We start from the raw sequence: 13,303 nt of genomic DNA, 5'->3' as shown, positions 1-13,303 counted from the left end.
CCGCAGGAGCGGTGCATTCATTCCACACAAGGAGTAGTCACGTTGAACCGGAAAAATCCCCGAAGAACCCTTTTTGTGCTGCTGACCCTTTTGGGCGGCGCACTATCACCTGGCCTCGTCCTGGCTGCCGCGCCTCCCGTCGCAGCAGAGCGCGACGCAGGACTCGACATGCTGTTGACCCAGAAGGCGCGTGACATCCTGGAGCGGGTTCGTCTCGTGGATGGGCAGGCGCGGACCCGCCGGGTCGAGGTGTCAGCGGATATCGCCAAGGGTGTTGTGACCGTGGCCTTGGATCGGGCCTTCCTTCCGGCCGATTACGGACCGTCGTTCGAGGATCAGCGAAGCGAGATCAGTTTTGGACTGCTGCATTGGGCCGAGCAGGCGGCGCCGTTCAGTCGTGTCATTTTTCTGTATGACGGGAAAGATATCGAACACTACTTTCCTGAGATAAAGGCTGCGGACGATGCGGCGCGGGAGGCGGGGGAGGCGCTGCGGCGGATACGTGGAACACCTGGTTCCGGGATGGCATTCGTAGCAGCCGGGCATGGGTATTTCTACAGCTACAAGGACAACCGGTGGGTGACCTCGAGGGATGAATGGAATGGCGTCTCCGAGGGGCTGTTGACTCCGTCGTACGCCGAGGAACTAAAGGCGGTGATCGAGCAAAGGAGCCAGATGCCTGTCGTCCGTCCGCGCGTTCAGACCATGGGGACGACTCATCCGCCGAGTGGTGAGGAGTGGTGGACCATAGCTGCGCGCTACGCAATTGCGGAGCAGTATCCGGGCGAGACAAAGATATGGAATACGTACGCAGGTAGTGCGCTTTGGGATCGGGAGGAGCGTGAAGACATCAACAGTCGACCGCTTCTCGCAAACCACCACCGGGCTGAGGTGGCGATTCATCTACATAGCAATGGAGAACCCTCGGGGTCCGCACGAGGCACTCGTGTGATCGTGCAGCCTGGAAGGCCGATGGATGCTGCCCTTGCACAGAGTGTTCTATGTTCGATGAAGGAGCTGATTCACTCGTTGCCTGAACATGGGGCATTCACCGTGGCTCCTGCTCCACACGCGCTGAACAAAGGGGAGAATCGAGAGGCGCACATGCCGTCGATCATCGTAGAGACGGCGTTTCACACGAACCCGGATGATGCCAAGGCGCTTCTTGACCCCGTCTTCCGGTCTGCTGCCATGAAGGGTGTTGAGAAGGGCTATCGCCTATGGGCGACGGGGAAAGCCTGCGAGCCACTGGCCCTGCAAGCACTTCCCGACGTCGAGATTCCACTTCATTCGTCCCGTGAAGTGATGGTCAACTTCGCGGGGAATCCTCAGTATCCGCTAACCGTCGAGGTGTCCGTCGCGGACTGTGACAGGCTCGGCGTGTGCACTCCTTGGAAAGGCCGGTTCGATGTGCCTGGGGAGCCGGTCAAGTACAAGACGAGTTGCACCTCCAGCAAGCCCGGCGTCGTTCGGTGGAGCGTGTTGATTCGGGATGCGGATGGTGTGACGGCGCCGCCGGTTGAGTTCAACCAAGCCTGCGTGCGGGTCTGATCGCCCCTTACGGTGAAAATAACGGCGTGCCGACAGGTGCGCACTCATCAAAAAGGCCGACGCTTTCGCGTCGGCCTTCCCGGTCAACCAAACCTCGACGCTACAGAAGCCAGCCTCAGCTGGCCTTGCCCTGCGCATCCAGGTAACGCTCGGCATCCAGTGCGGCCATGCAACCGAAGCCGGCCGAGGTGATGGCCTGGCGGTAGTGCTGGTCGGCCACGTCGCCGGCGGCGAACACGCCTTCCACCGAGGTCTGGGTGGCGTTGCCGCCCAGGCCCGAACGGATTTCCAGGTAGCCATTGTTCATGGTCAGCTGGCCGTCGAACAACTGAGTGTTCGGGTGGTGGCCGATGGCCACGAAGAAGCCGTGCGCATCGATGTCGCGGGTGCTGCCGTCCAGGGTCGACTTCACGCGCACGCCGGTCACGCCGGCCTCGTTGCCCAGCACTTCCTCCACCTGGTGGTGCCAGACGGTTTCGATCTTGCCGGCTTCCACCTTGGCGAACAGCTTGTCCTGCATGATCTTCTCCGCCTTCAGGGTGTCGCGGCGGTGGACCAGGTAGACCTTGCGGGCGATGTTGGACAGGTACAGCGCTTCTTCCACGGCGGTGTTGCCGCCGCCGACAACGACCACGTCCTGGTCGCGGTAGAAGAAGCCGTCGCAGGTGGCGCAGGCGGACACGCCGCGGCCCTTGAACTCGTCTTCGGTCGGAATGCCCAGGTACTTGGCGGTCGCGCCGGTGGAGATGATCAGGGCGTCACAGGTGTACTCGTGGCTGTCGCCGATCAGCTTGAACGGGCGCTGCGACAGGTCCGCGGTGTGGATGTGGTCGAAGATGACCTCGGTCTCGAAGCGCTCGGCGTGGGCCTGCATGCGCGCCATCAGGTCCGGGCCCATCAGGCCGTGGGCGTCACCCGGCCAGTTGTCCACTTCGGTGGTGGTCATCAGCTGGCCACCCTGCTGCAGGCCGGTGATGACGACCGGCTTCAGGTTGGCGCGGGCAGCGTAGACGGCAGCGGTCCAACCGGCCGGGCCGGAACCGAGGATGACAAGACGCTGGTGGCGGGAGGGCAGGCTGGTGCTCATGTAGACTCGCGAAAAGGTAGATGGGACAAGGCGCGGCGATGTTTGCACAGCATCCTTGGCTGGTCATAGAGTGGCGGCTGGGGCAGGGCGATTCAAGCCGATGAACAGAACAGCGCCATCCACCGGCGGTTTCGGGCCCTGTCCCCGCTTGCGCGGCAACGGATAACTGAAAACTGACGCCGTCTCGTTTATTATCAAACACTAACAGCGCATTCCAAAGGTATGGTCTAAGGTGGCGAAGCAGGTCCCCGAACGCTCCAAGTCCGACGACAAAAAGGCATCGCGTCGCACGGCGGCAGCGGCCACGACCGACAATCCACGCCGTCAGCGCCTGTGGCGCGACCTGGGTCTGATCGCCATCGCGCCGGCGCTGCTGTATCTGGCTGCCAGCCTTTTCACCTATTCAGCGACGGACCCGGGCTGGTCGCACACCGGCAGCGTGGTCGCGCCGGTACACAACATGGGCGGCCGAGCGGGCGCGTGGATCGCCGACGTGCTGCTGCAGCTGTTCGGCTATATCGCCTTCCTGCTGCCGGTGGTGCTGGGCGCGCTGGCCTGGATCGCGATGTTCGGCCTCAAGCGCGAGAGCAAGGGCGAGAACGACCTGGACCCCGCGTTGCGGCTGGTCGGCCTGGTCGGCTTCCTGATTGCAGGCACCGGTTTCCTGCACGTGCGCCTGTTCAGTGGCGACGTGTCCCATGCCGGCGGCATTCTCGGCAAGCTGGTCGGCAATTCGCTCAGCGTCGGCTTTGGCGCGCTCGGGGCGAACCTGTTCGTGCTGGTGCTGCTGCTGGCCTCGATCACCTTGGCCACAGGCCTGTCCTGGTTCGTGGTGATGGAGAAGATCGGTCGCGGCGTGATGTCGCTGGCGCCGTTGCTGGAGCGCAAGAAGGAGCAGGCCACCGAGTGGCAGCAGACCCGCGTGCTGCGCGAGGAACGCCAGGAAGTGCGCAAGGCCGATGCCGAAGTGCGCGCCAAGCGCGAACCGGTGAAGATCGAGCCGCGCCCCGAGCCGGTGATCGAAAAGAGCGACCGGGCCAAGCGCGACAACCAGATCCCGATGTTCCGCGGCGTCAACGGCGACGGCTCGGACCTGCCGCCGCTGGCCCTGCTGGATGATCCCAAGCCGCAGCCCGTCGGCTATGACAAGGACACCCTCGATGCGCTGTCGCGGCAGATCGAGTTCAAGCTCAAGGATTTCCGCATCGATGCACAGGTGGTCGGCGCCAACCCCGGCCCGGTCATCACCCGCTTCGAGATCGAGCCGGCGCCGGGCATCAAGGTCAGCCAGATCAGTTCGCTGGACAAGGACATCGCCCGCGGCCTGTCGGTCAAGTCGGTGCGTGTGGTCGATGTGATTCCGGGCAAGTCGGTGATCGGCCTGGAAATCCCCAACGTCACCCGCGAGATGATCTACCTGTCCGAGTTGCTGCGCTCGAAGGAATACGACAAGTCGGCCAGCGCGCTGACCCTCGCGCTGGGCAAGGACATCGCCGGTCGCTCGACCGTCGCCGACCTGGCGCGCATGCCGCACCTGCTGGTGGCCGGCACCACCGGCTCGGGCAAGTCGGTGGCGGTCAATGCGATGGTGCTGAGCCTGCTGTTCAAGGCGTCGCCGAAAGACCTGCGGATGCTGATGATCGACCCGAAGATGCTCGAACTGAGCGTCTACCAGGGCATCCCGCATCTGCTGGCGCCGGTGGTCACCGACATGAAGGAGGCCGCCAACGGCCTGCGCTGGTGCGTGGCCGAGATGGAGCGCCGCTACAAGCTGATGAGCGCGGTGGGCGTGCGCAACCTGGCCGGCTTCAACAAGAAGGTGAAGGACGCACAGGACGCCGGCCAGCCGATGATGGACCCGCTGTTCAAGCCGAACCCGGAACTGGGCGAGGCGCCGCGGCCGCTGGAGACGCTGCCGTTCATCGTCATCTTCATCGACGAATTCGCCGACATGATGATGATCGTCGGCAAGAAGGTCGAAGAGCTGATCGCGCGCCTGGCGCAGAAAGCACGTGCGGCCGGCATCCACCTGATCCTGGCCACCCAGCGCCCGTCGGTGGATGTCATCACCGGCCTCATCAAGGCCAACATTCCCACCCGCATCGCCTTCCAGGTCAGCTCGAAGATCGACTCGCGCACCATCCTCGACCAATCCGGCGCGGAGACGCTGCTCGGCCACGGCGACATGCTGTACCTGCCGCCAGGCACGGCGATGCCCGAGCGTGTGCACGGCGCCTTCGTGTCCGATGAAGAAGTGCATCGCGTGGTCGAGCACCTCAAGGCGATGGGCCCGGCCGACTATGTCGACGGCGTGCTGGATGAAGTGCAGACGATGGGCGATGGCGTGGTGGTCGGTGCGACTGGCCTGCCGGAGACCAGTTCCGGCGGCGGCGATGAGTCCGACCCGCTGTACGACGAAGCGCTGCGCGTGGTCACCGAGACCCGTCGCGCTTCGATCTCCGGCGTACAGCGGCGTCTGAAGATCGGCTACAACCGCGCAGCGCGACTGATCGAGGCCATGGAAGCGGCCGGCGTGGTCAGTTCGCCCGAGCACAACGGCGACCGCACGGTGCTGGCACCGCCGCCGCCGAAGTAACCCTGCCGCATTCCCGACGCCCAAGGAACCGACGCATGCTTCAACCCGTTTCCTGCGCGCTGGCGCTGGCCTGCCTGCTGGCAGCCGGCCCGGCGCTGGCTGATGCCGCCGCGACGGCTGCACCTGCGGTCGCGCCGCCGTCCACCGGCAGCGATGCCGAGGCGAGCAACAACTTCAGCTTCGTCCGCTATCGTGCCGACTACCAGGTGCGCCCTGATGCCGGCAACGTACAGACTGAAACCTACGAAATCCTGCTCAAGACCAAGGCAGCGGTGGAGCAGTTCAGCCAGGTGCGGCTGAGCTACAGCGAGAAGATGGAAACGCTGGACGTGGTCAACGCCTACACGCTGACCGCCGACGGCCAGCGCCGCGAGGTGCCGGCCGATCGCATCTACACCCAGGAAAGCTATTCCAGCGCCTCGGCGGCGATGTATGCCGACCGCAAGGTGCGGGTGATCGTGTTCCCCAACCTGGCGCCGGGTACGCGGCTGTTCTACCAAGTGCGGCGCACCCAGCTGACGCCGTACTTCCCGGGCTACTTCGGCCTGTGGGAAACCTTCAATGTGTTCACCCAGTACGACGATGCCGAGGTGACCCTGAGCGCGCCGGCCAACCTGCCCATGCATGTGGACAGCCGCGGCGTGCAGGGCAGCGATCGCCCGGTGGTGAAGAACGGCCAGGCGACGTGGCGCTGGCGCTACCAGCGCCGCGAACCGATGCAGGCGCAGAACTGGTCGGCGGCGGTGTGGGAGTTCGGGCCGAACATCATGGCCAGCACCTACCGCGACTGGGCGCAGATGGGCCGCGCCTATCAGCTGAAGGCAGGGCCGGCCGCGCAGGTCACGCCGGAGATCCAGGCGCTGGCCGACGAGGTCACCACCGGCATCAGCGACCGTCGCGCGCAGGCCGATGCCTTGTACCGCTGGGTCGCGCAGAACATCCGCTACGTGGCGGTGTACCTGGGCAATGGCGGCCTGGAGCCGAACAGCGCGCAGAGCATCCTCGACAACCACTACGGCGACTGCAAGGACCACGTAACGATCCTTGAAGCGTTGCTGGCGGCCAAGGGCATCACCAGTTCGCCGGTGCTGATTGGTGCCGGTGGCGGCCCGACGCTGCCGAGGATTCCGCTGCTGGGCCGCTTCAACCACGCCATCACCTATGTGCCCGAGTTCGATCTATACCTGGACTCGACCAGTGCCTGGGCGCGCTTCGGCCAGCTGCCCGATGGCGACCTTGGCGCACCGGTGCTGCACACTCGCGATGCCACCCTGGCGCGCACGCCTGCCAACGACCCGCAGCGCAACGCGACGGTGATGGACGTGCGCTTCACCTTTGACGCGCAGGGCAATCTGCGTGGCGAGACGGTGCCGCAGCTGAGCGACAACGCCGAGATCGGCATGCGTGCGCAGTTCGCCCAGCTCAATGCGCAGAACCGGGCGCGCGCTGAAGAATCGATCATGGCCGCGTCCGGTTTCGATGGCCGTGGCCAGCTGCAGCTGCAGGGTGTGCCGGTCGACCTGACCCGGCCGTTCGGTTATCGCATGGCGTTCCAGGCCGAGGATTACGTGGACTTCGACGTGGCCGGCGGCATGGCCGTACCCGATCCGCCGGGTGGCGAATCAGTGCGCGGGCTTTATGCCAGCGCCTCGGCACCGGACAACGAGACGCCGTTCTACTGCAATGCCAGCCTGCGCGAGGAAACCTATCGCCTGCAGTTCCCGGCCAATGCCCCGATCATCGCGATTCCCGGCAGCCAGCGGTTTGCCAATGCGGCCGGCGAGTACCGGGTCGACTGGAGCCGGCAGGGCCAGGAAGTGACCGTGCACCACCGCCTGCAGCAGAACGCGGTGCGCGGCGCCGAGGCGCTGTGCCAACCGCAGGACTATGCCGCGTTCCGTGCGCTGTTCCGCGAGGTGCGTCGTGGCTTCCGTGGTCAGGTGCTGTACGGCAAGCTGCCGGGCGCGGGCGGCTGAATCGCCGATCAGCGATCAGGGCGTCATAATGGCGTCCTGATCGCCCATTCATCTTTTGCCGGGCACACTGGCACCCAACTTTCCTGGCCGCGCGCCCACAGGATTTCCGCATGAACCTTCGCCTCCGTCGTTTCCTCGCCACCACCACCCTGGCCGTGGCCTGCGCCGCCGCCGGCAGCGCCTGGGCCGGTGCCCGTGATGACCTGAAGACCTTCACCACCGGCCTGAAGGGCCTGGATGGGCAGTTCAGCCAGCAGGTGTTCGACAGCCGTGGCAAGGTCAAGGAATCCACCAGCGGCCGCGTAGCCTTGTCGGCGCCGCGCCTGTTCCGCTGGGAGTACGTGCGCCCGCATGAACAGCTGATCGTGGCCGACGGCAAGAAGGTCTGGATGTTCGAGCCGGACCTGGAACAGGCGACCGTGCGCGAGCAGGGCAAGGAAGAGCAGAACAGCCCGCTGACCGCGCTGATCAACCCGGCGCTGCTGGAGCAGCAGTACGACGTGAGCGAAGAGGCCGCCACCCGCGATGGCCTGCAGTGGCTGTCGCTGTCGCCGAAGCGCGATACCGAAGCCAGCTTCCAGTACGCCGCGCTGGGCTTCAATGCGCAGGGCCTGGCGAAGATGGAGATCACCGACGCTGTCGGTCAGCGCACCGTGATCAGCTTCAGCGGCTGGAAGCGCAACCCCAGCTTCGCCGCCAACACCTTCCGCTTCACCCCGCCGGCCGGCACCGACGTCATCGGCAACTGATCGTGGTCGCCGGGCATGGCCCGGCGCTACCTGCTCTGGTGGATGTCAACCTTCGCCCTTGGTGGGTGTCAACCTTGGTTGACACGCTTTTGATCTGCCGGCCAGCGGCCGGCACTATCGATCATGGTCCGCCGGGCACGGCCCGGCGCTACCGCCGTTGGTAGGTGCCAACCTTGGTTGGCACGCTCTCGCGGTACAATGAGCACGTGCCAAGACATCGCTCCACTTCATTCCCCGGTCCCGATCTGCTGAGTGTCGATCGGGAACACATGCGCCCGCTGGCCGAGCGCATGCGCCCCCGCACCCTGGACGAAATGGTCGGGCAGAAGCGTCTGCTCGCGCCGGAAAGCGCGCTGCGCCGCGCGGTCGAATCCGGTCGCGTGCATTCGATGATCCTGTGGGGGCCGCCCGGTTGCGGCAAGACCACGCTGGCGTTGCTGCTGGCTGAATACTCCGACGCCGAATTCCGTGCCATTTCCGCAGTGCTGTCAGGCCTGCCGGAAGTGCGCCAGGTACTGGCCGAAGCCGCGCAGCGCTTCGCCGAGGGCCGTCGCACGGTGCTGTTCGTCGACGAAGTGCACCGTTTCAACAAGGCACAGCAGGATGCGTTCCTGCCGCATATCGAGCGCGGCACCATCCTGTTCGTTGGCGCCACCACCGAGAACCCGTCGTTCGAGTTGAACTCCGCGCTGCTGTCGCGTTGCCGCGTGCACGTGCTGGAAGGCGTCTCGCCGACCGACATCGTTGAAGCGCTGGAGCGTGCGCTGGGTGATCGCGAGCGCGGCCTGGGCGAAGAGCGCATCGAGGTCGCGCCGGAACTGCTGCTGGAAATCGCCACTGCCGCTGATGGTGACGTGCGCCGTGCGCTGACCCTGCTGGAAATCGCCGCCGAACTGGCGGGCGGGGAGGGTGGTCGCATCACCCCGCAGACCCTCACCCAGGTGCTGGCCGATCGCACCCGCCGCTTCGACAAGGGCGGCGAGCAGTTCTACGATCAGATCTCCGCGCTGCACAAGTCCGTGCGCAGCTCCAATCCTGACGCCGCGTTGTACTGGCTCACGCGCATGCTCGATGGCGGCTGTGATCCGTCATATCTGGCGCGTCGGCTGACCCGCATGGCCATTGAAGACATCGGTCTGGCCGACCCGCGCGCGCAGAGCATGGCGCTGGAAGCGTGGGACATCTACGAGCGGCTGGGCAGCCCGGAAGGCGAGCTCGCCTTCGCCCAGCTGGTGCTGTACCTCGCCAGCACCGCCAAGTCGAATGCCGGCTATGCCGCCTTCAACCAGGCCAAGGCCGATGTGCGCGACAGCGGTACCGAAGAAGTGCCGCTGCACCTGCGCAATGCGCCGACCAAGCTGATGAAGGAGCTGGGCTACGGCGCCGAGTACCAGTACGACCACGACGCCGAGGGCGGCATCGCGCTGGATCAAACCGGTTTCCCCGATGCGATGGGCGAGCGGGTGTACTACAACCCTGTGCCGCGTGGGCTGGAGATCAAGCTGAAGGAAAAGCTGGACCGGCTGCGTGCCGAGCGCGAGGCGGCGAGGGCGGCCAAGGGCGCATAGCCCGGTTTGCTTGCGGACAACGCTTCTCATTGCCTCGCCCGCCAGCATTTGTCAGACTGCGCGGCTCTTTTTTCAAGGAACGATGCCGTGCAGGAAATGATTCTGCCGTTGAAGCGCTATGCCCAGTTCGAGGGTCGCGCCAACCGCCGCGAGTACTGGATGTTCCAGCTGTTCCTGTTGCTTGCGGCAACCGGAGTAGGCGTGCTGTCGCTCACGGTGGCACTGGTTGCCGGTCTCGTCCTGGAAGCCGATTCCAGCTGGATGGCCGGGATCACGATCGGGGCGCTGGCGCTGGTGGGTCTGCTCTGGCTGGCCACGATCGTGCCGCTTATCGCAGTGACCGTGCGCCGCCTGCATGACTGCAACCAGTCGGGCTGGCTGTACCTGCTGGCGCTGGTGCCGATGGGTGGTCTGGTGATCCTGGTGTTCGCGCTGCTGCCGGGTACGCCGCAGGACAACCTGTATGGCCCCGTGCCCGCTGGTCCCTGACCGCACGGGCCACACCTCATGCAACGAAGCCGGCTCTGAGCCGGCTTCGTCGTTTCTGCGCTGCTGTCAGTGGTGCCGAGCTGCTTACTGCAGAACGCAGTCGCCCAACGCCAGGTAATCCGATCCCGAGCTGAACTGCAGCGTGCAGCTGGCGGTGAAGGAAACACCTTCCTCCATCGCTGCAAGCTTGGCGTTCTGCTCGTCATCGGAAGCGGTCAGGCGGGCCAGCACCTGGCCATCTTCGTCGCCCGCCTCAAGGACCGGCTCGCCCTGCAGGTTGCTGGAGGCGCCCAGACTCACCGCCGTGAACTGCACGGTCTGGTTGAGCTCTTCCAGCCCTAGGGAGGAATAGCCGGCCTCTTCGTAGGCCGAATACAGCCCGGCAAGGCTGGGCGCGGCATGGCCGGCCAGCGGAGCGAGGAGGCCAGCGGCGAGTGCGATCAGTGCTTTGTGCTTCAAGGTGTTCTCACAATCATGGGATCCGATCCCATGAGGGTTGTGGAGCTGATGGGCGGGGGCCAGGCTGGCACCCGCGAGGGCGGGGCGATTCCTGCGCCCCGATGGCACGAAAAGTAGATGAACACGGACTTCCGGCGCAAGCGCTGGCGCACATGCTGCCGCGCGCGTGATACACAGTGTGACGTTTGATCGATGTGATAATCATTCGCGTTTAAGGTAGACTGCGGTCCCTTGTGAACCGGTGGCCGCGTGCCGCTTTCGCCGTCACTGATGAAGTCTTCCGTCCTGCCTCCGCGCCGTGGCCCGCTGCTATCCGGCCTGTCCGCCTTGATGATGGGCCTGCTCCTGGCTACCCCGTACGCATACGCGCAGCAACGCAATCCGCTGCAGAAGATGGGCCAGACCGTGCTCGACGCACCGGCGGCCAGCTATCGTTTCGAGCGTTTCGTGATCGACAGCCCCGACCAGCAACGCCGCTGGCGGGTGAACGTCGCGATCCCGGCGAAGGCATCCAAGGCGCCATCGCCGGTGCTGTACGCGCTGGATGGCAATGCCGTGGCGATGGTGCTGGACCAGCCATTGCTGGCCGAACTGGCCACACGCAAGGCGCCGCCGGTGCTGGTGCTGATCGGCTACGACAACGACCTGCGCATTGACTCGGCGTCGCGCACCCGCGACTACACCGCGTGGATCGACCGTGCCGATGATGAAAGCGGCAAGACCCAGGCCGTTGGCGGCGGCGCAGCGGCGTTCCTGGACATGGTCGAGCGCCGCATCAAGCCCGAAGTCGAACGCCGCGCCAACATCGATCGCCAGCAACAGGCGCTGTGGGGCCACTCGCTCGGGGGTCTGTTCGTGCTCAGCAGCCTGTACACCCGTCCGGCCGCCTTCCAGTACTACCTCAGCGCCAGCCCGTCGTTGTGGTGGAGCCAGGGTGCGCCGCTGGGTGACGTCGAGCAGCAGTTCGTGCAGAACGCACACGGTCAGCCCGCGAAGGTGTGGCTGATGCTCGGCGGTGCCGAGCGCGTCGGCGACCGCGGCAAGCGCGATATGAGCAATCCACGCGTGGTCGCGCATCTGCGCCGCATTGGTGGCGCCACCCCGGATGCGGCAATGCAGCTGTCCGAACGCCTGGGCAAGGTGCCGGGGCTGAGTGTGCAGTACCGCGAGTTCCCCGGCCTCGGCCACGGCCCGATGCTGCCGGCGTCCTTCCACGCAGCCCTGCATGAACTGTATGGCGTGACCGATCGCAGTGCCGGTGACGGCCAGCCAACCGGTGGTGACAACGCCGCCGAATGAATCCCTCGCACGGCAGGGCCGTGCGACCCCACTACCCAGGCGGACTGTCGACGTGCAGCGGCCAAGGCAACCGATGAATCCCGCGCCACGAGGCGCGGCCTACGTGTGCAAGGAGCCTTTCATGTCGTTCCGTCCGTCTTTCCGCCTCACTTCCCTGGCCGCCGGCCTGCTGCTGGCAGTGACCGCCACCGCACAGCCGGTGTTCGACCAGCCGGCCAGCGCCACCTTCAAGGGCCAGGTTGCCTCACGCGGTGACAACGTGGTTCCCGGCAGCACCGCCGATGTCACCGGCCGCGGCTTCGTGCCGGGCCAGCAGGTCAGCCTGCTGCGTGGCGATACCGTGCTCAACAGCCAGCCGGTGGTGGTCGATGCCGATGGCAATTTCAAGACCCAGCTGGCCATTCCGGCCGATGCGGTGCCGGGCACCCACCCGGTGGTGGTGCGCGCCAGCCAGCCCGCCGCCGCAACCGTGCTGAAGCTGCGCGTGTCGCCGCAGTTGCCGCTGTCGGGCCAGGCGCGGTTCGCTACCCAGTCCAACAAGCTGGTGCCGGGCCTGTACCAGTCGGCCTACAGCGCTGCCAGCAACGCGGTGTTCGTGACCTCGGCGGTCGGTCGCCCGCCGGTCACCCAGTCACAGCTGCTGAAGCTGGACCCGAAGTCGCTGAAAGTGACCAAGGCCATCACCCCGGCGCAGGTGCCGGGCAGCGCCAACGGTGCCGTGTTCGCGGTGTATGGCGTGGGCGTGGATGATGCCAACGGCAACGTCTGGGTCAGCAACACCCGCCAGGACACCGTGGCCGTCTATCGCCAGGCAGATCTGTCGCTGGTCCACCAGTTCCCGGTCGGTACCGTGCCGCACGCACGCGACGTCGTGGTCGACAGCACGCACGGCAAGGTGTTCGCCTCGGCCACCGGCGAAGATCACCTGTCGGTGTTCGACGCGAAGACGCTGAAGGCGCTGGAGCCGATCACTCTGGCCTCGGGCGTGGACGACGAGAAGTTCGTGCCGATGAGCCTGGTGCTGGATGAGCCCAGCGGCAAGCTGTTCACGGTCAGCATCGGTACGCCGGAAGCGGCAGTGATCGATGTGGCAAGCGGCAAGGTCGACAAGGTGATCGACCTGGGCAATTCGATCAGCGCCTCGGGCGTGGCTTTCGATGCCCAGCGCAACCGCCTTTACGTGGCCTCGCAGGGTACTGACAACCTGCTGATCGTCGACGTGGCCAGCGGCAAGGTCGTGCACGACGTGCCGGTTGGTGCCGGCGCACTGAACGTGGCCTTCGATGCGAAGAGCGGCCTGGCTTACGTCACCAATCGCGGGGCCGGTACGGTCACTGCCGTTGATCGCGATGGCAAGGTGGTCGGCAATCTCGATGGCGGTACCTTCCCCAATCACGTCCGCGCCGATGGCAAGGGCAATGTCTTCGCCGTGAACAAGTCGCGTGGCGCTGAAGATCCGAAGGGTGACCGCATCACCCGCATCACCCGCATCAGCCTGCGCCAGCCGTAAGCCACAGGGCAGGGCGGCA

The 13,303-nt window shown here is 65.6% G+C and carries 10 protein-coding genes; 8 read left to right on the top strand and 2 right to left on the bottom strand.

What is annotated here, in order from left to right; genetic code table 11:
- Nucleotides 1-42: 42 nt before the first annotated feature.
- On the top strand, nucleotides 43-1,551 hold the full coding sequence (locus QOL57_RS00195; RefSeq protein WP_141134269.1) for an N-acetylmuramoyl-L-alanine amidase: 1,509 nt from the start codon (nucleotides 43-45) through the stop codon (nucleotides 1,549-1,551).
- A 115-nt stretch (nucleotides 1,552-1,666) separates the two neighbouring features.
- Here QOL57_RS00195 and trxB read toward each other — a convergent pair whose 3' ends face one another.
- Complete coding sequence (trxB, locus tag QOL57_RS00190) at nucleotides 1,667-2,638, bottom strand: thioredoxin-disulfide reductase (RefSeq protein ID WP_025877237.1); 972 nt, start codon at nucleotides 2,636-2,638, stop codon at nucleotides 1,667-1,669.
- 232 nt (nucleotides 2,639-2,870) lie between these two features.
- On the opposite strand from trxB, the gene QOL57_RS00185 reads away from it, so the two are divergent.
- The 5 genes from QOL57_RS00185 to QOL57_RS00165 all read left to right on the top strand — a co-directional run bounded on the left by QOL57_RS00185 (nucleotide 2,871) and on the right by QOL57_RS00165 (nucleotide 10,016).
- Nucleotides 2,871-5,234: a DNA translocase FtsK gene (locus QOL57_RS00185; RefSeq protein WP_089241094.1), complete on the top strand. Its 2,364-nt coding sequence runs from the start codon at nucleotides 2,871-2,873 to the stop codon at nucleotides 5,232-5,234.
- Nucleotides 5,235-5,269: 35 nt separating this feature from the next.
- The gene (locus QOL57_RS00180; protein WP_089241096.1) at nucleotides 5,270-7,210 is read left to right on the top strand and encodes a DUF3857 domain-containing protein; all 1,941 of its coding nucleotides are present in this window, start codon (nucleotides 5,270-5,272) and stop codon (nucleotides 7,208-7,210) included.
- A 110-nt stretch (nucleotides 7,211-7,320) separates the two neighbouring features.
- A complete protein-coding gene (lolA, locus tag QOL57_RS00175) occupies nucleotides 7,321-7,959 on the top strand; it encodes an outer membrane lipoprotein chaperone LolA (RefSeq protein ID WP_089241098.1) in 639 nt (212 codons plus the stop codon).
- A 269-nt stretch (nucleotides 7,960-8,228) separates the two neighbouring features.
- On the top strand, nucleotides 8,229-9,527 hold the full coding sequence (locus tag QOL57_RS00170; protein WP_223485498.1) for a replication-associated recombination protein A: 1,299 nt from the start codon (nucleotides 8,229-8,231) through the stop codon (nucleotides 9,525-9,527).
- Nucleotides 9,528-9,614: 87 nt separating this feature from the next.
- Nucleotides 9,615-10,016, top strand: coding sequence for a DUF805 domain-containing protein (locus QOL57_RS00165; RefSeq protein ID WP_089241100.1), 402 nt, complete (start codon nucleotides 9,615-9,617; stop codon nucleotides 10,014-10,016).
- Between the two features lie 84 nt (nucleotides 10,017-10,100).
- Here the strand turns inward: QOL57_RS00165 and QOL57_RS00160 are convergent, their stop codons facing one another.
- Complete coding sequence (locus QOL57_RS00160) at nucleotides 10,101-10,475, bottom strand: hypothetical protein (RefSeq protein WP_089241102.1); 375 nt, start codon at nucleotides 10,473-10,475, stop codon at nucleotides 10,101-10,103.
- Nucleotides 10,476-10,745: 270 nt separating this feature from the next.
- On the opposite strand from QOL57_RS00160, the gene QOL57_RS00155 reads away from it, so the two are divergent.
- Together QOL57_RS00155 and QOL57_RS00150 are read left to right on the top strand one after the other, a co-directional pair.
- The gene (locus QOL57_RS00155) at nucleotides 10,746-11,774 is read left to right on the top strand and encodes an alpha/beta hydrolase-fold protein (protein WP_089241104.1); all 1,029 of its coding nucleotides are present in this window, start codon (nucleotides 10,746-10,748) and stop codon (nucleotides 11,772-11,774) included.
- 121 nt (nucleotides 11,775-11,895) lie between these two features.
- Complete coding sequence (locus tag QOL57_RS00150) at nucleotides 11,896-13,284, top strand: ATP-binding protein (RefSeq protein WP_089241106.1); 1,389 nt, start codon at nucleotides 11,896-11,898, stop codon at nucleotides 13,282-13,284.
- Nucleotides 13,285-13,303: the final 19 nt, after the last annotated feature.

This window comes from Stenotrophomonas sp. yr243 (assembly GCF_900184195.1).
Taxonomy (GTDB): Bacteria; Pseudomonadota; Gammaproteobacteria; order Xanthomonadales; family Xanthomonadaceae; genus Stenotrophomonas; species Stenotrophomonas lactitubi.
The sequence above is the reverse complement of the archived record's forward strand: the minus strand, read 5'-3'. Positions and strand labels throughout refer to the sequence as shown.